The sequence below is a fragment of the Plantactinospora soyae genome (assembly GCF_014874095.1).
GTDB classification, from domain to species: domain Bacteria; phylum Actinomycetota; class Actinomycetes; order Mycobacteriales; family Micromonosporaceae; genus Plantactinospora; species Plantactinospora soyae.
In genome coordinates this window covers 3439742-3459155 of sequence record NZ_JADBEB010000001.1, presented here as the reverse complement: position 1 = coordinate 3459155, position 19414 = coordinate 3439742, and the positions used below count along the sequence as shown (strand labels likewise).

Annotated in this window: 19 protein-coding genes; 6 read left to right on the top strand and 13 right to left on the bottom strand. The window is 71.4% G+C overall.

The window, feature by feature from the left end; genetic code table 11:
- Positions 1-265: 265 nt before the first annotated feature.
- Complete coding sequence (locus H4W31_RS15465) at positions 266-1171, bottom strand: LysR family transcriptional regulator (protein ID WP_192767299.1); 906 nt, start codon at positions 1169-1171, stop codon at positions 266-268.
- 127 nt (positions 1172-1298) lie between these two features.
- On the opposite strand from H4W31_RS15465, the gene H4W31_RS15460 reads away from it, so the two are divergent.
- On the top strand, positions 1299-2195 hold the full coding sequence (locus tag H4W31_RS15460; RefSeq protein ID WP_192767298.1) for a DMT family transporter: 897 nt from the start codon (positions 1299-1301) through the stop codon (positions 2193-2195).
- Here the strand turns inward: H4W31_RS15460 and H4W31_RS15455 are convergent.
- The gene (locus tag H4W31_RS15455) at positions 2146-2889 is read right to left on the bottom strand and encodes a helix-turn-helix domain-containing protein (protein ID WP_192767297.1); all 744 of its coding nucleotides are present in this window, start codon (positions 2887-2889) and stop codon (positions 2146-2148) included. The two genes, H4W31_RS15460 and H4W31_RS15455, sit on opposite strands and share 50 nt — an antisense overlap.
- Positions 2890-2951: 62 nt before the next feature.
- On the opposite strand from H4W31_RS15455, the gene H4W31_RS15450 reads away from it, so the two are divergent.
- Complete coding sequence (locus H4W31_RS15450; RefSeq protein ID WP_192767296.1) at positions 2952-3533, top strand: TIGR03086 family metal-binding protein; 582 nt, start codon at positions 2952-2954, stop codon at positions 3531-3533.
- Positions 3534-3710: 177 nt separating this feature from the next.
- Here the strand turns inward: H4W31_RS15450 and H4W31_RS15445 are convergent, their stop codons facing one another.
- A complete protein-coding gene (locus tag H4W31_RS15445; protein ID WP_192767295.1) occupies positions 3711-4892 on the bottom strand; it encodes a low temperature requirement protein A in 1182 nt (393 codons plus the stop codon).
- Between the two features lie 162 nt (positions 4893-5054).
- On the opposite strand from H4W31_RS15445, the gene H4W31_RS15440 reads away from it, so the two are divergent.
- Positions 5055-6218 (top strand): low temperature requirement protein A, encoded by a 1164-nt coding sequence (locus tag H4W31_RS15440; protein ID WP_192767294.1) that lies wholly within the window; start codon positions 5055-5057, stop codon positions 6216-6218.
- On the opposite strand, the gene rdgB is transcribed toward H4W31_RS15440, so the two are convergent.
- The 7 genes from rdgB to H4W31_RS15405 all read right to left on the bottom strand — a co-directional run bounded on the left by rdgB (position 6215) and on the right by H4W31_RS15405 (position 11652).
- Positions 6215-6850 (bottom strand): RdgB/HAM1 family non-canonical purine NTP pyrophosphatase, encoded by a 636-nt coding sequence (gene rdgB, locus H4W31_RS15435; protein WP_192767293.1) that lies wholly within the window; start codon positions 6848-6850, stop codon positions 6215-6217. The two genes, H4W31_RS15440 and rdgB, sit on opposite strands and share 4 nt — an antisense overlap.
- The gene (gene rph, locus H4W31_RS15430) at positions 6847-7575 is read right to left on the bottom strand and encodes a ribonuclease PH (protein WP_192767292.1); all 729 of its coding nucleotides are present in this window, start codon (positions 7573-7575) and stop codon (positions 6847-6849) included. The genes rdgB and rph overlap by 4 nt, the downstream gene beginning before the upstream one ends.
- A gap of 92 nt (positions 7576-7667) precedes the next feature.
- The gene (locus tag H4W31_RS15425; RefSeq protein ID WP_192767291.1) at positions 7668-8579 is read right to left on the bottom strand and encodes a hypothetical protein; all 912 of its coding nucleotides are present in this window, start codon (positions 8577-8579) and stop codon (positions 7668-7670) included.
- Positions 8580-8688: 109 nt separating this feature from the next.
- Positions 8689-9435 (bottom strand): MBL fold metallo-hydrolase, encoded by a 747-nt coding sequence (locus H4W31_RS15420; RefSeq protein WP_192767290.1) that lies wholly within the window; start codon positions 9433-9435, stop codon positions 8689-8691.
- Between the two features lie 329 nt (positions 9436-9764).
- On the bottom strand, positions 9765-10730 hold the full coding sequence (locus H4W31_RS15415) for a PLP-dependent cysteine synthase family protein (protein WP_192767289.1): 966 nt from the start codon (positions 10728-10730) through the stop codon (positions 9765-9767).
- Between the two features lie 10 nt (positions 10731-10740).
- Entirely contained in the window at positions 10741-11094 is a 354-nt protein-coding gene (locus H4W31_RS15410; RefSeq protein ID WP_192767288.1) for a MoaD/ThiS family protein, read from the bottom strand.
- Between the two features lie 69 nt (positions 11095-11163).
- Complete coding sequence (locus tag H4W31_RS15405; protein ID WP_192767287.1) at positions 11164-11652, bottom strand: Mov34/MPN/PAD-1 family protein; 489 nt, start codon at positions 11650-11652, stop codon at positions 11164-11166.
- A 216-nt stretch (positions 11653-11868) separates the two neighbouring features.
- On the opposite strand from H4W31_RS15405, the gene H4W31_RS15400 reads away from it, so the two are divergent.
- On the top strand, positions 11869-12729 hold the full coding sequence (locus H4W31_RS15400; RefSeq protein ID WP_192767286.1) for an aldo/keto reductase: 861 nt from the start codon (positions 11869-11871) through the stop codon (positions 12727-12729).
- 55 nt (positions 12730-12784) lie between these two features.
- Here the strand turns inward: H4W31_RS15400 and H4W31_RS15395 are convergent, their stop codons facing one another.
- The 3 genes from H4W31_RS15395 to H4W31_RS15385 all read right to left on the bottom strand — a co-directional run bounded on the left by H4W31_RS15395 (position 12785) and on the right by H4W31_RS15385 (position 15179).
- Positions 12785-13306 carry a DUF2017 domain-containing protein gene (locus tag H4W31_RS15395; protein ID WP_192767285.1) on the bottom strand — a complete coding sequence of 174 codons (522 nt, stop codon included), beginning with the start codon at positions 13304-13306 and terminating at the stop codon, positions 12785-12787.
- A complete protein-coding gene (gene clpS, locus H4W31_RS15390) occupies positions 13282-13572 on the bottom strand; it encodes an ATP-dependent Clp protease adapter ClpS (RefSeq protein ID WP_192767284.1) in 291 nt (96 codons plus the stop codon). Before clpS ends, H4W31_RS15395 begins: the two co-directional genes overlap by 25 nt.
- Positions 13573-13685: 113 nt before the next feature.
- Positions 13686-15179, bottom strand: a complete 1494-nt coding sequence (locus tag H4W31_RS15385) for a hypothetical protein (RefSeq protein ID WP_192767283.1) — start codon at positions 15177-15179, stop codon at positions 13686-13688.
- Positions 15180-15345: 166 nt separating this feature from the next.
- Between H4W31_RS15385 and H4W31_RS15380 the strand changes: the two genes are divergently transcribed.
- Positions 15346-18024, top strand: a complete 2679-nt coding sequence (locus H4W31_RS15380; protein ID WP_192767282.1) for a LuxR C-terminal-related transcriptional regulator — start codon at positions 15346-15348, stop codon at positions 18022-18024.
- A 40-nt stretch (positions 18025-18064) separates the two neighbouring features.
- Positions 18065-19348, top strand: coding sequence for a nicotinate phosphoribosyltransferase (locus H4W31_RS15375; RefSeq protein WP_192767281.1), 1284 nt, complete (start codon positions 18065-18067; stop codon positions 19346-19348).
- Positions 19349-19414 lie beyond the last annotated feature (66 nt).

Genomic DNA, 19414 nt, shown 5'->3' with positions numbered 1-19414 from the left:
TGCCGGGCCTGCGCGACGGAGTGGCCGTGCCTGGTCGCGCGCACCCGGCTCCCCGTCGAGTAGTGCCCCTGGTCGGTGCTCGGCGCCCAGTGCGCCGGTACTCCGTCCCGCCCCGGCGGCGTCGCGATCTTCAGGATCGCATTTTGGCCGGCGCGGCCCACCCGCCAGATTCCCCCGGTCGCGCCGTTCAACGGGTTGTGGTTGAGCGATTCGGCCGTCCACTGCGGAGCCACGAGATCAGCGGGCGGCCGCGGCGCTTCGCCGTTCACGACTGGCGTTCGGCGGTCGCCGCGGTCCGCAGCGCGTCGAGGAGTCCACGCAGCGCGGGCCGGGGCGGTGACGATTCGCGTACCGCCGCGTAGATCCCCCGGACCGGCTGCGGGTTACGGACCTTGCGGACGACCACGGCGGGATGCCGGCTGCCCAGCCCCAGTTCCGGCACCAGGCTGACGCCGAGCCCGGCGGCGACGAAACCCTGCGCCGTGGCGTAGTCCTCGCTCTCCACCACGAAGTCCGGGCGGAAGCCGGCCGAGCCGCAGGCGTCGAGGATCACGTCCAGACAGGGGCCCGGCCACTCGCTGCCGACCCACGGCTCGGTGGCGAGGTCGGCGAGGTCGAGCAGCCGCTTCGTGGCCAGCCGGTGTCCGGTGGGCAGCACGGCGCGATAGCTGTCGTCGCGAAGATGGACGAACCGGATGCCGTCGACCGGGGGGCGATCGGGTGACCGGACCACGAGGGCCAGGTCGGCCCGGCCCTGCTTCACCTCCTGGAGCGGGTCATCCGGATCGACCAGCTTCAGGTCGACCCGTACCTCCGGGCGGTCCCGGCGCAGCGCCGCCAGCGCGGGGGCGACCAGGGTCGCTCCGGCGGTCGCGAAGTACCCGAGGGACACCCGACCGGTACGCCCGGCGCGCAGGTCGGCGAGGGCGGTCTCCGCCTCGGCGACGTGCCTGTCGATTCCGGCGGCGTGCTCGGTCAACACCCGGCCCGCCTCCGTGGGCCGTACGCCCCGGCCGGTCCGCTCCAACAGGGCGATCCCGGCCTCCTTCTCCAGCGCCGCCATCTGCTGACTCACCGCCGACGGGCTGTAGCCCAGTTCGCGGGCCGCCGCGGTGACCGAGCCGCTGGTCACCACCGCCCGCAACACCTGCATCCGGCGTACGTCAAGCATGAAGGTGAGCTTAACACTGCGTACAGATCTTTTCGCTTGTCTAATGACGGCGTCCGGGACACGGTAGGGATCGGATCCCACGTCAGGAGGCGTAACGGTGCTCGGCTCACCCCGAACCCTCGTCCGGATGGCCGTCCTCGCCCTGTTGTGGGGCTCGGGCTTCCTCTGGATCAAGATCGCGCTGGGCGGCGGCCTGTCCCCGCTACAGATCACCGTGCTCCGGTGCGCCCTCGGCGCGGCCGTACTCCTGGCCCTGGCCTACGCCGCCCGGCAGCGACTTCCGCGCGACCGGAGAACCTGGGGTCACCTACTGGTGGCCGCCTTCTTCTGCAACGCCCTGCCGTTCTTCCTGTTCAGCGTCGGCGAACAGACCGTCGACTCGGGCGTGGCCGGCGTACTCAACGCCACCACCCCGCTGTGGTCCCTGCTGATCGGCCTGCTGCTCGGTACGGAACGCGGCCTGCGTCCGCTCCGGCTGACCGGCCTGCTGCTCGGTTTCGCCGGCACCCTGCTCATCTTCGCCCCCTGGGAGCAGAGTGGGCTGACCAGTTGGGGCGCGCTGCTGCTGCTCGGCGCCGCCGCCAGCTACGCCGTCGCCTTCGCCTACATGGCTCGGCACCTCACCGGCCGGGGTACCGCGCCGCTCGCCCTCTCCGCAGCCCAACTGCTCGCCGCCACCGGTCTGGCCACCGTCGCGCTGCCGGTGGCCCCCGCGAATCCGCTGGATGCCAGCCTCACCGCGCTGATCGCCGTCCTGGTGCTGGGCGTCTTCGGCACCGGGATCACCTTCCACCTCAACTACCGGCTGCTCGCCGAGGAGGGCCCGACCACCACCGCCACGGTCGGCTACCTGCTGCCGGTGGTCTCGGTGACCCTGGGCGCGATCGTCCTCGACGAGCACCTGAGCGCCCGCATCGTCGCCGGGATGGTCGTCGTGCTGGTCGGCGTCGGCCTGACCCGCACCCGGCCGCGCGTTAGTAGCGCTCGGCGTACCAGGTTGGTGACTCGCCGAACATCTTCTTGAAGTCGCGGGCGAAGTGCGCCTGGTCGGCGTACCCGAGTTCGGCGGCCAGGGTTGCCCAGTCGACCGGTTCACCCCGCTCCAGCCGCTCGGTCACCTCACGCAGCCGGTAGCGCCGGATCACCCACTTCGGGCCGATGCCGACGTACTCGGCGAACAGCCGCTGCAACCCTCGGACGGTCATGCCGAGATCGTCCGCCAACGCGTCGACCCGGTTGATCGTCGGATTAGCGGCGATGGTGGCGACGATCTCCGCTACCGATTCCGCCCGGGCGTCCGGTTCGGGCCGCCGGGACAGCAGGTACCGCTCCACGGTCGGCACATCGAGCGGATCGGGGAACTCGCCGGGGAAGATCTCGGCCGCGTCGAGCGCCCGGTCGGTGATCGACGAGACCGACGCGCCCAGGAACGGCCGGAAGCAACCCGGCCGGAACGCCACCCCGAGGACGCCGTCGACCCCGGCCAACACCCTGATCTCGTGGCGGCTGCTCACCCCCTGCACCGTCGCGCGGCCGTTGCGGAACGTCAGGTGCACCCTCGGGTACGGCACGATCAACTGACGGTACGGCTCGGCGTACTCCCAGGAGACCACCCAGTAAAGCTCGACGTACGGGGCGAGTGCGGGCGAGGGCTCCGGAAAGGCGTGGCGTTGGTACTTCGTCCACGCCCCGGCGAGTTCACGGACATCCCTGGCCATGCCGGCAAGCCTATGTCGCGTTCGTTCAAGACATCCGCCGAGCAGCATGTTCTGCTTGCCTCATGGCTGACCTACAACTGGCGACGCGTGCCGCCGCACCTCTGGTGGAGATCGTTCGCAACATAAAGCCCGACCAGCTCGACGCGCCCACGCCGTGCACCGAGTACGCCGTCCGCCAACTGGTCAACCACCTGCTGTTCTGGGGACCCTCGCTGGAGGGGGCCGGACGGAAGGAGCCCGTACCGGCGCCGGCCGCTTCCGAGACCGAGGTGGATCTGACCGGCGGCGACTGGGCTGCCGACCTGGCGGCACAGGTCGGGCGGACGGCCGACGCCTGGAGCCAATCCACCGCGTGGGAGGGCACCACCCGCGTCGTGGGCCCGACCGAGCTGCCGGCTTCGATGATCGGCGGGATGGTCGTCTGCGAGATGGTCACGCACGGCTGGGACCTGGCCCGGGCGACCGGACAGAAGCCGAGCTGGGACGACGAGCTGCTCGAATACGTGCACGAGGAGATCACGAGGACCGCCGAGCAGGGCCGACAGATGGGCGCCTACGGGCCCGAGGTCCCCGTGCCGGCCTCGTCGTCCGCACTCGACCGGGCGCTCGGCCTCATGGGCCGGGATCCCGGCTGGCGCCGCTGAGCTGTTCGGCCGGGTCCTGTCCGGGAGATCTGCCGGTCGACCCGATCGACCCGGTCGACCTGCCGGTGCCCGGGAGGTGCCGACCTCGCGGATCAGCGCGAAGAAGACGACGAACGCGACCGCCGTGCAGACGATGCCCAGGCCGGCGATGGCTGGTCCCGCGCCATCCGCCGACGGTCAGCGGGTCACCGGGGTCGGGGGTTGGAGGAGGGTCTGGATCAGGTTCGACGTCGCGATGTAGGCCAGGATGCCCACGACGGCGAGCGCCATCATGATCGGCGGCAGCAGGGACGTGGCCGCCGCCAGTCCGGCCAGCAGCAGCAGCCCGATCAGCCGGGCCCGGTTCACGTGGGCGAACACCGTGTAGTCGAGCAGGGCGCGGCCGATCAGGAACACCGCCGGGCCGCCGAGGATGGCCACCGCCCAGGACGTCGGGGTGTCGCCGAACGGGCGCCGGATGACGAGCTGGACTCCGACCGCCGTACCCAGGATGCCGGCCACCAGGACGACGTGGACGAAGGCGGCGATCTGACTGAGCCGCTCCGGGTTGCCGGAGGTGGAGATGGTGCCGGTCATCAGTTCCCCGGCCCGGTAGATGTAGATGCGCCAGATCAGCACAGTGATCATGAAGACCACCACGAGCGCTCCGGAACGAGCCGTCGTGTACGGGCCCTCGCTGAACGAACTACCCACCAGGAAGATCGACGCGCCGAGCGCGATGATGACGAACTGCCGGTAGCGCTCGGAGATCCGCTCGCCGACCGGCCTCGGCGCCTGGGGCAGCCGGCGCCGGGACCAGGGTGCGGGCCAGCCGAGCACGACCCCGAGGTACTCCACGACGAGCCCCACCGCCCAGAACGCCGCCCGGGCGCCTCCGGTCGCCAGGAGCGCGCCGGTGATCCAGGCCAGCGCGGCGACGGACTCCCAGAGCAGGGTACGGCCACTTCTGAGGCTCACTCCCGGACCGCGGATGAACAGCACGGAGTAGACCCCCGCGCCGAAGTGGATCGACAGGTAGGCGACCGCGAACAGCAGCCCCCGGTCGCCGTACGCCTCCGGCACCACGCCCGCCATCAGCAGGCTGCCCGCCATGATGCCGAGGACCAGCGGTGCGACGGACGGCTGGTTCAGGTCCAGCCGATCACCCACCCACGCGGACAGCGCCCAGATCAGCGTGAACGCCAGCAGCAGCACCAGGGTCTGGGCGAGACCAACCCAGGTCAGATCGTGCAGCGCCTTCTTCGACAGGGTGATCAACGCGAAGATGTACGCGAGGTCGAAGAAGAGTTCGAGGTAGTTGGGGCGGCTCGGATCGGGCTGAGCCGGTGCGGGATTCCCGGCGTCGCCGCCCGTCGCCATCGCTCAGCCCGTCGCCATCGCTGCGCCCATCCCGTCCGTACGCCCGCCAGCGGCGTCGCCACCCCCGACACTATGGGTTCGGCTGTCCGATCACTCCCTGTTTTGTAGGTTTAGGGGTAGCAGAAGGGAGTGCCTGCCGGGGTGCCGTAGGAGGCCGGAGCCGTGACGACGAGCGAGCTTCCCCGGATCCTCCGCAAACGCGGTGAACCCGAGTACCCGACGTTCCTGGAACTCTTCTTCGACCTCGTCTACATCTTCATGCTGTCCCGGCTCTCGCAGGCGCTGGTGGACGACCTCAGCATCCGCAACGTCGCGCAGACCGCCGTACTGCTGCTCGCCGCGTGGTGGGTCTGGGTGCTGACCGCGTGGCTCACCGACCTGTTCAATCCCCGGCTGCCGATAGTCCAGGCCCTGGTGCTGTTGATCATGCTCGGCACCCTGGTGATGGCGGTCGCGGTACCGAGAGCCTTCGGGGCGCACGGGTTCGTCTTCGTCGCCGCGTACTTCGGGATCCACCTCGCCCGGGACGCGGTCCTCATCCCGAGCACCCGGGTGCACCGGGCGATCCAGGCCCGCAGCGTCCGGGTCTTCTTCTGGTTCCTGGTCACGGCCGGGCTCTGGATCGGCGGGGTGTTCACGGACGGCACGACCCGACTGGTGCTCTGGACCGTCGCCGTGGCGGTCGACCTCGGCTCGGCCCGGATCGGCTGGCCCACCCCGCGCCTCGGCCGGACCGAACTCTCGAGTCAGATCTTCACCGGTACGCACCTGGCCGAGCGGCACCGGGAGATCTTCATCATCGCGCTCGGAGAGCTGATCCTGACCGCCGGCTCCGGGCTCGCCGCCGACTTCGACGCCGACCGGCTCGCCGTCTCCGCGGTGGCGTTCGCCAGCACCGTGCTGCTGTTCCAGCTCTACTTCCACCGGATCCGACAACTGCTGGCGCCGGGCAACCTCGCCTCGGTGGAACGGGTCCGCCCGGGCACCTCGACGTCGTACACCCATCTGGTGATGGTGGCCGGCACCGTGCTCATCTCGACCGGCATCTCGCTCGTCATCGACGATCCGTGGCGCAGCACGCCGGTGGCCTGGATCCTCGTGTTGTTCGGCGGCCCGGCGCTGTTCCTCCTCGGAACCTGCCTGTTCGACTACGTGGTGGCCGGCCGGATCCTCTGGTCCCGGGTGGTCGCGATCGTCGCGCTGGTCGCGATCGGACCCGCGATGCCGCTGCTGCCGCCGCTCGGGATCATGATCGTGGCGAACGCGGTCCTGCTGCTCACCCTGGTCGCCGACGTGACCGGTCCGCAGCGCCGGCCAACCGGCTAGCGCCCGGCCCAGCCGCCGCTCTCGACGGGCAGCGCCTTGGCGATCACCTTGGCCAGGGCCCGCAGCGCCTTGCCCCGGTGGCTCACCGCGTCCTTCTCCTCCGGCGACAACTCGGCGTTCGTCCGGTCCTGCTGGTCACCGAGGAAGATCGGGTCGTAGCCGAACCCGCCCTCGCCGCGCGGGGCGCGGAGCAGCCGGCCGGTCTGTCGGCCGTCGACGAGGTGCTCCTTGCCACCGGGCAGCACCAGCGCCACCGTGCAGACGAAGGCACCGCCCCGGTGCTCGTCCGGTACGTCCCCGATCTGCGCCAGCACCAGGTCCAGGTTGGCCCGGTCGTCGCCGTGCCGGCCGGACCAGCGGGCGCTGAACACCCCGGGCATCCCGTTCAGGGCGTCCACGGCCAGCCCGGAGTCGTCGGCGATGGTCGGCAGATTGGTCCACTTGACGCCCTCGCGGGCCTTGAGGAGGGCGTTCTCCCCGAAGGTCAGCCCGGTCTCCGGAACCTCCTGGTACGCCGGCACGTCGGCCAGCCCCACCAGTTGGATCCGCTGCGGACCGAGCGCGCCGTCCAGGATCCGCTGCAACTCGACCAGCTTCTTGGCGTTCCGCGTCGCCAGCAGTACCCGGGTCATTCGGCGAGCGCCTTCCGCTGGGCGTCGGCCAACTCGGCGCAACCGAGCACACCGAGGTCGAGCAGCGCGTCGAGTTGGTCCCGGGCGAAGACGCCGGCCTCGCCGGTGCCCTGCACCTCGACGAAGTCCCCGGCCCCGGTGCAGACCACGTTCATGTCCACCTCGGCCGCCACGTCCTCGACGTAGTTCAGGTCGAGTCGCGGTTCACCCTCGACGATCCCGACGCTGATCGCGGCGACCGACCGGTGCATCACCGCCGCCGGCTTTCCGACCAGCGACTTCCGGTCGGCCAACCAGTTCACCGCGTCGTGCAACGCCACGTACGCCCCGGTGATGGCGGCGGTCCGGGTACCGCCGTCGGCCTGGAGCACGTCGCAGTCGAGCACGATCGAGTTCTCCCCGAGCGCCTTCAGGTCGATGCAGGCCCGCAGGCTGCGCCCGATCAGCCGGGAAATCTCGTGGGTACGGCCACCGACCTTGCCCCGCACGCTCTCCCGGTCCGAGCGGGTGGTGGTCGACCGGGGCAGCATCGAGTACTCCGCGGTGACCCAGCCCAGGCCGGAGCCCTTGCGCCAGCGCGGTACCCCCTCGGTGACGCTCGCCGTGCAGAGCACCCGGGTGTCACCGAACTCGATCAGAACGGAGCCCTCCGGATGGATACTCCACCGTCGGGTCAGAGTCACCGGTCGGAGTTGGTCGGGCCGCCGCCCGTCAGGTCGCGCCATCCCCGCAGCTTATGTGTTGGCCGGTTCGCCGCGACCGAGGGTGCCCCGGGTGCCCACGCCGACCGTCGCCCGGCCGGTCGTACCGCCCCGGGTCAGTAGCCGCGGACCGTGGTCTTGAGCACCCACTCCCGGTCCTCGGGTCGCTCCTCGATGAAGCCCCAGACCGCGAACACCTGGATGCTCTTGCCGTCCACCGTCCACTCGAGCTCGCAGAGCGTGGCATCCCGCGCCGCCCGGCCCAGACACTGCTCGACGTCCTGCATCGTCATGTGGCTCATCCGATTGTCGGCGAGCCACTCGTGGATCACCTCGGCCGGCTTGACCGGGCAGACCTGATTCGGGCAGCGCATCTCGTACTCCGCGTTGAGCGTCTCGGTCTCGGGCAGGAACCGGGGCTCGTTCACCACGAAGCCCTTCGGCACCCCCATGTCGACGAAGAACTCCTCGGTGTCCGCGCGTTCCCGCATCGGCTGGTACCAGGCGCCGTAGGCCACACCGCCGCAGCACAGTACGGAGAGCAGGCCCAGCACGGCGAGGACGATGAGCAGCCCGGGTCCCCTGCGCTTCTTCGGCAGGGCCGCACCGGGCTGGCCCGGTCCACCCGGATAGCCCGGTCCACCCGGATAGCCGGCCCCGGCCGGATGACCGGGATAGCCGGGCGGCCCGGCCGGATGGGGCGCCGCCGGTCCCGGTGGCGGGTAGCTGCCCGGCGCGGGGTAGCCGGCCGGATACTGCGGCCCCGCCGGCTGGCCGCCGGGCGGCGGTCCAGGTGGATAAGCCCCGGGCTGCGGCGCCGGAGGGTACGGACCGGCCGGCGGCCCCGGCGGGTACGGGCCCGACTGCGGTGCTGGCGGGTAGGGGCCGGGCGACGGTGCCGGTGGATAGCCGCTGGGCGGCGGTGCCGGTGGATAGCCGCTGGGCGGCGGTGCCGGCGGGTAGGAGCCCGCTGGGGGTTGCTGACCCGCAGAGTCGGGGTGCGGCGGTCCGGAGGAAGGGTGGCCCACCCGGCGAATGCTAAACGCCCAGCGGGCACCGTGGGGGCCCGTGATCATGTACGCGGGGACGAATCAGCCGAAGCCCGGATCTTCGCGGCACGTGTTCGGGCCGTGGACGTCAGACCTCGTAGCGGGCGCCCGGCCGGACGATCTCCACCGGACCGGCGAACGCGGAGAGCGCGGCCTCGTAGGTGACCGCCTCGCTGCCCCAGGCCGGAACCAGGTGCGTGAGGAGCAGTCGGCCGACCTCCGCCTTCGTCGCGATCTCGCCCGCCTCCCGACCGGTCAGGTGCAGGTCCGGCGGATTGTCCACCCCGTCCAGGTAACTTGCCTCGCAGAGGAACAGGTCGGCCCGGTTGGCCAGCCGGAGCAGGGACTCGCAGGGGGCGGTGTCCGACGAGTAGCACAGCGAACGGCCGCCGTGCTCCAGTCGTACGCCGTAGGTTTCCACCGGATGGTTGACCCGGTCGACGGTGACCGCGAACGGCCCGATCGGGAAGGTGCCGGCCTGTAGGCCGTAGAAGGTGTAGACGTCGTCGATCGAGCCGTCGTCCAGGCTGTAGGCGTTGGCGAGCCGGTCCGGCGCACCGCTCGGCGCGTAGACGGGCAGCGGCGGATAGGGCCCGTCGGGGGCGTACCGGCGCACCACGACGTACGGGACGGCGTCGAGGATGTGGTCCCCGTGCAGGTGGGTCAGCAGGATCGCGTCCAGCGCCTTGAGTCCGACATACCGCTGGAGGGCGGAGAGCGACCCCGAGCCGAAGTCGAGCAGCAGCCGGAACCCGTCGGCCTCGACCAGGTAGGCCGAGCAGGCCGATTCGGGACCGGGGAAACTGCCGGCACAGCCCAGAATGGTCAATCGCATCAGGTCGCCCTACCGTCACTGATGGTCACGGACAGTCCGCCGACCAAGGCGTAGACGATCAATGCCGGAAGGTCTGCCACGGTGCGCAGCCTACGCCGCGACACCTGGGCACAAGAAAGATCTGAGAACAGTTGTCGCGAACGTGACAACCGGTTTGGGCGACCCGGTGCGGTAGGGGCAAGAAGCCACTTTCGGCCCTACCGTTACGTTCTGTCACCTACTCTGGCATGTCGGGAAACTGTGCACCCGTGCCTCGCACGCCCCACTTGCCCGGTGTGCCGCGTCGGCACCGGTCCAGGGAACGGTGCCGACGCGGAAACGACCGTCGATCAGGCCCAGAGCTGGCCGTCGAGGGCTTCCTCGGCATCGGCGAGGGTGCCGCCGTACGCGCCGGTGGAGAGGTACTTCCAGCCGCCGTCGGCGACCACGAACGCGACGTCCGCCCGGCGGCCCGCCCGAACGGCCTCGTGCGCCACGGCCAGCGCGGCGTGCAGGATCGCCCCGGTGGAGAAACCGGCGAAGATCCCCTCCACCTCGACGAGCTGCCGGGTACGCAGTACCGCGTCCCGGGTACCGACCGAGAAGCGCCGGGTCAGCACGCTGGCGTCGTACAGCTCCGGGACGTAGCCCTCGTCGATGTTGCGCAGCCCGTAGACCAGCTCGCCGTACCGGGGCTCGGCGGCGACGATCTCGATCTCGTCGACCTTCTCCCGCAGGTAGCGACCGGTCCCCATCAGGGTCCCGGTGGTGCCCAGCCCGGCCACGAAGTGCGTGATGGTGGGCAGGTCGTGCAGCAGCTCCGGCCCGGTCGTCTCGTAGTGCGCCCGGGCGTTGCCCTGGTTGCCGTACTGGTAGAGCATCACCCAGTCGGGGTGGTCGGCGCCGATCTGCTTGGCGGTCGCCACCGCCTGGTTGGAGCCACCGGCGGCCGGCGAGAAGATGATCTCCGCGCCGTACATCCGGAGCAGTTGCACCCGCTCGGTGGAGACGTTCTCCGGCATCACGCAGACCAGCCGGTAGCCCCGGAGCTTGGCCACCATGGCCAGGGAGATTCCGGTGTTGCCGCTGGTCGGCTCCAGGATCGTGTCACCCGGCCGGAGCCGTCCGGCCTGCTCCGCCTCCCGGACCATGAACATCGCAGGGCGGTCCTTGATGCTGCCGGTCGGATTGCGGTCCTCCAGCTTGGCCCAGAGCCGCACCGGCGGTGCCCCGTCGGGCACCGTCGGCGACAGGCGGGGCAGCCCCACCAGCGGAGTACCGCCGCACGCGTCGAGCAGACTCTCGTACCGCGTCATGGCGGCCTCCTCAGCGGGCGGCGGACGCCGCGCGGTGCCCGGAAACCGAACCGTGCCCGATGATCGCGGCTGCCGCCGCGAAGCCGAACGCGCCGCCGGCCACGGCCGGCAGGATGGTCACCGTGTCCCCATCGGAGAGCTTCGCGTCCAGGGCGCCCAGGAACCGGACGTCCTCGTCGTTGATGTAGACGTTGACGAAGCGGTGCAGCGCACCCTGGTCGGTGATCAGACGGCCTCGGAGGCCGGAGTACTTGCCGTCCAGGTCGGACAGGAGCTCGTTCAGCGAGTCGCCGGCCCCCTCGACGACCTTGGCGCCGCCGGTGTAGCTGCGCAGGATGGTGGGAATGCGAACTTCGATCGCCATGACTGTTGTGCTCCTTGAAACGACGGAGTGGGGAAAAGGACTACGGACAGGCTGCTGAGCTGGATGAAGTCAGCGGCCGGAACACTCGTAGTCGACCGTCGCCGGGCTCTGCCCGAACATGTACGACTGGACCGCGTTCGGGTCCACCGTGGCGTCGACGACCCGGATCGGCTCCTCGGTCACCACCCCGTCGACGATCCGGAACGACCGAATCTCCTCGGTGTCCGGATCGCGGGTCGAGACGAGCAGGTAGTGCGCTCCCGGTTCCCCGGCGAAGGAGATGTCGGTACGGGACGGGTACGCCTCGGTCGCGGTGTGCGAGTGGTAGATGACCGCCGGTTCCTCGTCGCGGTCGTCCATCTCCCGCCACACCCGCAACTGCTCCATGGAGTCGAACTCATAGAACGTCATGGACCGGGCGGCGTTCACCATCGGGATGTGTCGAGTGGGGGTGTCGGCGCCAACCGGGCCGGCGACCACGCCACACGCCTCGTCCGGGTGGTCCCGGCGGGCGTGCGCGACGATCGCCTCGACTATCGACCGGTCGATGCTCAGCACGACCCCAGCCTACCGCCTGTCCGGGCGGCCGGGAGTGGTCGACCTCGGCCCACGAGAGTGGCCGACCTCACCCGGCCCAGCCCGGCGCTCCGCCCCGGCCTGTGGCAGAAAGGGAAAGTCGATAACCGCCGCACCCGAGCAGGGAACACCGGGTGCGCGGGCACCGGGTGGGGAAGAACACTGCCGACCGGGTGCCCGACTGAAGGAGGCTGCGTGATGAAGCAACGCCGCATCGGTACCGCCGAGGTGAGCGCGATCGGGCTCGGTGGCATGCCGATGTCGATCGAGGGACGCCCGGACGAGGAGCGCTCGGTGCGTACGATCCACGCCGCGCTCGACGCCGGCGTCACCGTGATCGACACCGCCGACGCCTACCACCTGCACGCCGACGAGGTGGGACACAACGAGTCGCTGATCGCGCGGGCACTGGCCAGCTACGGCGGGGACACCTCCGGCGTGCTCGTCGCCACCAAGGGCGGGCACCTGCGCCCCGGCGACGGAAGCTGGACCGTGGACAGCTCGCCGGCCTATCTCCGGACGGCCTGCGAGGCGTCGCTCAAGCGGCTCGGCGTGGAGGCGATCGGGCTCTACCAGCACCACCGGCCCGACCCCAAGGTCCCGTACGCCGACTCGATCGGCGCGGTCCGGGACCTGGTCGACGCCGGCAAGGTCCGGATGGCCGGGATCTCGAACGCCAACCCGGAGCAGATCCGGGCGGCCCGGGAGATTCTCGGCGACCGGCTGGTGTCGGTGCAGAACCAGTACTCCCCGGCGTACCGCGCCTCGGAGCCGGAACTGGAACTCTGCGACGAGCTGGGGCTGGCCTTCCTGCCCTGGTCCCCGTTGGGCGGGATCTCCCGGGCCGGGGACCTCGGCAGCCGGTTCGCCCCGTTCGCCGAGGTCGCCGCCGCCCGGGGCGTCAGCCCGCAGCAGGTCTGCCTGGCCTGGATGCTGGCTCGCTCTCCGGTGGTGGTCCCGATCCCCGGGGCGAGCCGCCCGGAGACCATCCGGGACTCGGTGGCCGCCGCCGAACTCACCCTCGACGAGGCGGAGCTCGCCGCCCTCGACCGGGTCTGAGGTGTTAGGAAGGGCCCCTTCTTATACAGAAAACGATAAGAAGGGGCCCTTCCTTTCAGTCGACGAGGGCGGTGAGGAGCGACTCCTGGAGGTAGCCGAGGTACGCGTAGACGGAGAGCTGGAACACCCGGGTCGAGGTCGGGTCGTGCAGGACCGCGTCGTCCAGTTCGTCGCCGAGATCGGTGTCGGCCGAGATGTCCAGCCGTACGCCCATGGCGAGGCGGGCGTCGTTGAGGGCGCGTAGCCACGCCTCGGCGGCCTCGCCGTCCAGGCGTACCTCCCCGCCGGTGACCGGTGGCAGCGCCGCCAGTACCGCACCCGCCTGGTCGATCTTGCCCGTCTTCAGGTCGCCCTCGGTGTAGCGCCGCAGTTCCGCCGAGTCGCCCGGATTCTCCGGGTAGGTGTCCGGGAAGAGCCGCCCGACGACCGGGTCGGTGTGGTCGAAGCCGTCGGTGAGCAGTCCCACCACCTCCGAGGCGACCTTGCGGAGCACCCGCACCTCGTCGGCGGCGAACGTCGCCACGCAGTGCTCGCCCTGTCGGCGAAACGTACTCACGCCCGGTCCACCGTCGCCCACAGCCCGTACGCGTGCAGTTGGGACGCGTCGTGCTCCATCCGCTCCCGGGCGCCGCTGGAGACCACGGCCTTCCCCTTGTTGTGCACGTCGAGCATCAGCTTCTCGGCCTTCTCCTGGCTGTAGCCGAAGAGTTTCTGGAACACCCAGGTCACGTAGGACATCAGGTTGACGGGGTCGTCCCAGACGATCGTCACCCATGCCCGGTCGGCGACCGGCACCTCTTCGGTGTCCGGCGCTTCAACCGGTGCAACCTGTGGAGCCGCCATGCCCCCCATCGTGCCACCGTCGGCGGCGAACCGAAGAACCGGAACGCCGACGACCCGCGAACCGGACCGCCAGGTGGGCGAAAGCCCTGCTGGCCGGCCCGGCCCGGCGCTGGTCAGGCGAGCAGGCGGCCATGTCGGACCGCCTCCGCCAGCACGCCGGTCAGCGAACCGCCGATCACCTCGAACCGTCGGGACACCTCGCGGGACAGCTCCAGCTCGATCTCGCACAGGGCCCGCCGCAGCCACGACCGGGCCCTGATCGGATCCGACCGGGCGGGGTTGCGCCAGTACTGGTAGCAGCCCCCGGAGAGGCCGACCCCGAGTGGCGGCAGGATGGCTCCGCCGGTGCCACCGGGATAGGCCGCGAGCCCGGCCACCGCGCCGAGTCCGGGTACCGGCTCGACGGCACCGCTCTCCCGGAGCAGCAGCACCCGGTCGAGGTCCTGGGCGACGGGATTGTCGGCGAGACCCCAGCCGACCGCGGCCGCCACCCGAAGCCGTAGGCCCTCGTCCGGCACCCCCCCGAAGACCAGGGTGATGGTCTCGCCGAGGATGCGGTCCACGCCCGCGTCGCAGGCGGCCACCACCTCCAGCGACAACGCCTCGACCTCCCGGTCGAGGAAGCGGGGCAGCCCGGCGGCGCCGGACCCGGAGACGATCTCCTGGACGCCCCGCAGGTGGACGTTGGCCATCTCCAGCGCGATCTCCCGGCGGAGCCGGTGGGCGCAGGTGCGGACCTGCCGGTCCAACCGGTCCGCCCAGTCGGAGGTCCCCGCCTGTGGAGCGACCCGGACGGTACGGGTGGCGCCGGGCACGATCGGTGGGCGCAGGCTCGACCGGCGCAGTCCCTCGGAACTGGCCCAGTCCACCAGGGCCCGCCGCAGGTAGGCGGTGTCGGCGGCGGCCGGGTCGAGGTCGATCCACGGCACTGCGGCGAGCGCCGGCACCGCGGCGACCAGGGTGGCCCGGCGCGTCCCGGGCTCGGCCGGCAACCAGGTGCCGTCCGTGCCGGGCGTGCCGACCATGAAGACCGCGGCCCCACCGGCGACCTCGGTGAGCAGGTCCAACTCGGTGTCCGTGACCGGCTCGTCGGCGGGAAGCACGAAGAGCAGCGCGCCGCCCCGCCGGACGGCGTCGCGGACCACCCGGATGCCGGCCACGCCCAGGGTCCGGGTGTCCGGCGCGTCGACCAGGGTGAAGTGCCGCAGGAGCGGGTCCGGCACGGTCAGTTCGACCCGGCGGGGTGGGCGACCCAGGGCCGGCCCGGCGCCGATCGGATCGGTCCGGTACTCCCGGGCGGCCCGGAGGCCGGGCACATAGGCGGCGCCGGTGACGGTCTGCGCGTAGTCGATCACCATGAAGCTGCCGGCGGGCGCCCGCAGCGGCGGCGCCGCCGCTGCGAGCAACCCCGCGAGTACGGCCCGACGGTCGCCAGCCGACGGCCCGACGGTGATCACGGCGAGCGGCTCGTGCGGCGGGAACTCGACCAGCGCCTGCTCCCGGACGATCACCCGTCGGGAGGGTGGCGCACCAGGCGATCCCGGTGCCGCGACGGCGGGGAGCGACCGGGACTTCTTCAGGGTCTCCACCTCCCAGGCGACCAACACGGCTCCGACCAGTACGGCCGGGGCGAATCACCCGAATGCCGGAACGCTACGTGTCGATGCCCATACGCAACGAGCACCAACGATACTCATGGATGCTTGGCGGACTACTCAAATTCACTCAGTCACCGGGCGCGCGCTGAAGGCATGCGGTCTATATGCTGCCCCGATGGGGCGGTGGAGCTTCGTTGGCCGGACGGATGAACTCAGCCGGTTGGTGAGTGCCGCCACCAGCCCGGACACCCGTGGACTCTTCTTCAGTGGCACGGCCGGGGTCGGCAAGAGCCGGCTGCTCTGGCAGTGCCTGGAGGACCTGCCGGAACTCGGCTGCGCGGTCTGGTCCGCTTCGGCCAACATCGCCAGCGCCGGCATCCCGTTCGGCGGGCTCGCCCAGGTGCTGCCGGCCGACCAGCCGCCCGGGCTCTCCCCCGCCGGGATCATGCGTTGGGCCGTCGACGCACTGCACCAGCAGGCGGCCGGCCGACGGATCGTGATCGGCATCGACGACGCCCACCTGCTCGACCCGTCCTCGGCCGCGCTGGTCTACCTGATCGCCCGCTCCGACAACGCGACCGTGCTGGGTACGCTGCGCAGCGGCGAGCCCGTGCCGCTGCCGATCCGCGCGCTGTGGACGGACGACCTCGTGGACCACGCCGAGCTGGCCCCGCTCGGCCCGGCCGAGACCACCGACCTGCTCGCCGCGATGCTCGGCGACCCGGTCGACGCACCCTCGGCGGACCGGCTGCACCGGTTGTCCGCCGGCAACGCGCTGATGCTCCGGGAACTGGTCATCGCCGCGCACGCCAGCGAGGAGCTGAACCGGACGTACGGCGTGTGGCGGTGGACCGGCCGGACCCAACTGCCGCCCAGCCTGGACGACCTGATCGACGCCCGGATCGGCCAGCTCGAGCAGGGCGTCCGCGCGGTGGTCGAGCTGGTGGCGATGGGCGAGCCGATCGGCCTGGCCCTGCTGAGCCGGGCGACCGACGACTCCGATGTGGAGCTGGCCGAGGAACGGGGCCTGATCCGGGTCGTCACCCACGACCGCCGCTCGGACGTCCGACTCGCGCATCCGCTCTACGGCGAGGTCGTCCGGCGACGCTGCCCGGTGACCCGCGCCCGTCGGCTCAACGCCCGGCTCGCCGACCTGGTGGAGCGGGCCGGCACCCGGCGCCGCGACGACCTGCTACGGGTGGCGGTGTGGCGGCTCGACTCCGGCACCGAACCGGACCCGGCCCTGCTGTTGAACGCGGGCGGCCAGGCGTTCAGCCAGTTCGACGTACCGCTCGCCGCCCGGCTGGCCCGGGCCGCGCTGGACGCCGGTGGCGGGTACCAGGCCGCCGAGCTGCTGGCCACCATCCTGATGTTCGGCGACCGGGCCGAGGAGGCGATCAGCGTACTGGACTCGGTGGCCGACCAGATCACCTCGGACGAGCGGCGCAGCCGTTGGCTGACCGTACGCGGCATGGTCTCCTACTGGGGGCTCAACCGGGAGTCCACGGTGGCCGAGATCGCCGCCGACGCCGAGCGGTTGACCGATCCGGCCGACCGGGCCCGGGTGGTCGCCTTCGAGGCGATCATGCGGTTGCACCGGCTCGAATGCGACGAGGCGCTGCGGCTGAGCCGATCCGTCCTGGACCGGCCGGCCGCCACGGTCGCCGCGCGCGGTCTGGCCCGGTGCACCATCGCCCATCTCCAGGCGGCCCGGGGTGAGCTGGTGCTCAGTGCCCGGGCAGTGGAGGGTGTCGCGGCCGAGGCCGCCCAGTGGCAGGCCGAGATGCCGTACCTGCAACTCGCGTTGGAGCTGGCTCGTGGCACCGGGCTGGCCCTGGCCGGTGACCTGGCCGGGATCGACGCCATCGTCGCGGCCGAGTTCGCCGACCTGGCCGACGCGGGCGACTTCCGGCTCGGGTCGGGATACCTCTCCATCCTGCGCGCCCAGGCGGCCCGGCTGCGCGGCCAGAGCGGTGAGGCGCTCCGGACCAGTCTCGGCGCCTGTGCGGTGCTCGCCACCAGTCCGGTCTTCGCCGGCCTGGCCCACGCGGAACGGGCCCAGGCCGCGGCGATGCGCGGTGACGTGGACTCCGCCGTCGAGGCGATGCTGGAGTCCGACCGGTCGCACACCACCGTAATGGCCGTGCTGTATCCCTGGCTCGAACAGGCCCGCGCCACCGTGCTCGCCGCCACCGGTGACCTTCCGGGGGCCGTCGCCGGGCTCCGTGGACTCGTCGGTCGTCTCCAGTCCGACGGCTTCGCCGGCCACGAGGTGCTGGCCCTGCACGACCTCGTCCGGCTCGGTCGCGCCGACATCGAGATCGGCGAGCCGACCGTCACCGGGCGCCGGCAGTCCGTGGCCCAGCGGCTCACCGAGCTGAGCGAGACCGTCGACGGCCCGCTGCCGGCGCTGATGGCCCGGCACGCCCGCGCCGAGTACGGCCACTCCGGCGACCAGCTGCTCGCCGTCGCGGACGCGTTCAGCGAACTCGATCTCAACGTCTTCGCCGCCGAGGCGACCAGCCGGGCGGTGGCCCGACTTCGGGCGGCCCGATCGACCCGGTCACACGAGGCGAATCTCCGGCTCGCCGGACTGCTCCGCCGCTGCGACGTGCTGCGTACTCCCGCGCTCTCGACCCGCCAACCGGCGTTGACCGAACGGGAACGGCAGATCGCCCGGCTGGCCGCCCGGGGTCTGGCCAGCCGCAACATCGCCGAGCAGCTCTACATCTCCACCCGTACCGTGGAGAACCACCTCCAGCGGGTCTACAACAAGCTCGGGGTGGCCGGTCGCGGCGAGTTGTGGCCCGCGCTGCGGTCGATACCGGAGCAGGAGGGCGACGCCGATCGGTGACCGGCGACAGCGGGCGGATCCGGCCGCCTAGGCTGAGCTGGTGCACAGTTCGCGCCCCGCGCTCCTGACCGACCACTACGAGCTGACGATGATCAGCGCCGCCCTGCGGGACGGCACCGCCGACCGGGCCTGCGTCTTCGAGGTCTTCACCCGCCGTCTACCGGCCGGCCGGCGGTACGGGGTGGTCGCCGGCACGACCCGCCTCGTCGAACTGCTCCAGGACTTCCGGTTCAACGAGGCCGAGGTGGCCTTCCTCCGGGACAGCGGGGTGGTCGACGAGCCGACCGCGAGCTGGCTGTCGACGTACCGGTTCAGCGGCGACATCGACGGTTACGCCGAGGGTGAGCTGTACTTCCCGGGCTCGCCGATCCTGACCGTCTCCGGCACCTTCGCCGAGTGCGTCCTGCTGGAGACCCTGACGCTCTCCGTGCTCAACCACGACTCGGCGATCGCGGCGGCGGCGGCCCGGATGGTGACCGCCGCGCGCGGCCGTACCCTGATCGAGATGGGTGCCCGCCGGGCGCAGGAGGAGGCGGCGGTCGCCGCGGCCCGAGCCTCCTACCTCGCCGGGTTCGGCTTCACCTCCAACCTGGCCGCCGGGCAGCGCTACGGGATACCCACCGCCGGTACCGCCGCGCACGCCTTCACGCTGCTGCACGACGACGAGCCGACCGCGTTCGCCAGCCAGGTCGCCGCGCAGGGCCGCAGCACCACGTTGCTGGTCGACACCTACGACATCGCCCAGGGCATCCGCAACGCGATCGCGGTCGCCGGTCCGGAACTGCGGGCGGTCCGGATCGACTCCGGCGACCTGGCGGTGCTGGCCCAGCACTCGCGGGAGCTGCTCGACTCGCTGGGTGCCACCGAGACGAAGATCATCGTCTCCGGGGACCTCGACGAGTACGCCATCGCGGCGCTCGCCGCCGAGCCGGTCGACATGTACGGCGCCGGTACCGCCGTGGTGACCGGTTCCGGCGCCCCGACCGCCGGACTCGTCTACAAGCTCGTCGAGGTGGACGGCCGGTCGGTGGTCAAACGCTCCGAACGCAAGGCGACCGTGGGCGGGCGCAAGACAGCCGTCCGCCGCCACAAACCGAGCGGCACCGCCACCGAGGAGATCATCGTCTCCCAGGGCGTACCGGATCCCCGCCCCGGCGACCGCCCGCTCCAGCGGCCGTACGTCAGGGCCGGCGAGCCGGTCGCCCTCCCCACCCTCACCGAGTCCCGCGAACACCTACGACAGTGCCTGATCTCGATCCCCTGGGAGGGCCTCAAGCTCTCGGCGGGCGATCCCACCGTCCCGGTAACCGTCGTAGGGGTGTAAGGAAGGGCCCCCGCATAGCGCTTTCTGCATAGAAAGGGCCCCTTCTTAACAGGTTAGGAGAGCCGC

Coding starts and splice junctions, on each gene's coding strand:
- H4W31_RS15465 (WP_192767299.1), bottom strand. CDS start 1,171: ATGCTTGACGTACGCCGGATGCAGGTGTTGCGGGCGGTGGTGACCAGC.
- H4W31_RS15460 (WP_192767298.1), top strand. CDS start 1,299: ATGGCCGTCCTCGCCCTGTTGTGGGGCTCGGGCTTCCTCTGGATCAAG.
- H4W31_RS15455 (WP_192767297.1), bottom strand. CDS start 2,889: ATGGCCAGGGATGTCCGTGAACTCGCCGGGGCGTGGACGAAGTACCAA.
- H4W31_RS15450 (WP_192767296.1), top strand. CDS start 2,952: ATGGCTGACCTACAACTGGCGACGCGTGCCGCCGCACCTCTGGTGGAG.
- H4W31_RS15445 (WP_192767295.1), bottom strand. CDS start 4,892: ATGGCGACGGGCGGCGACGCCGGGAATCCCGCACCGGCTCAGCCCGAT.
- rdgB (WP_192767293.1), bottom strand. CDS start 6,850: ATGACCCGGGTACTGCTGGCGACGCGGAACGCCAAGAAGCTGGTCGAG.
- rph (WP_192767292.1), bottom strand. CDS start 7,575: ATGGCGCGACCTGACGGGCGGCGGCCCGACCAACTCCGACCGGTGACT.
- H4W31_RS15420 (WP_192767290.1), bottom strand. CDS start 9,435: ATGCGATTGACCATTCTGGGCTGTGCCGGCAGTTTCCCCGGTCCCGAA.
- H4W31_RS15415 (WP_192767289.1), bottom strand. CDS start 10,730: ATGACGCGGTACGAGAGTCTGCTCGACGCGTGCGGCGGTACTCCGCTG.
- H4W31_RS15410 (WP_192767288.1), bottom strand. CDS start 11,094: ATGGCGATCGAAGTTCGCATTCCCACCATCCTGCGCAGCTACACCGGC.
- H4W31_RS15400 (WP_192767286.1), top strand. CDS start 11,869: ATGAAGCAACGCCGCATCGGTACCGCCGAGGTGAGCGCGATCGGGCTC.
- clpS (WP_192767284.1), bottom strand. CDS start 13,572: ATGGCGGCTCCACAGGTTGCACCGGTTGAAGCGCCGGACACCGAAGAG.
- H4W31_RS15380 (WP_192767282.1), top strand. CDS start 15,346: ATGGGGCGGTGGAGCTTCGTTGGCCGGACGGATGAACTCAGCCGGTTG.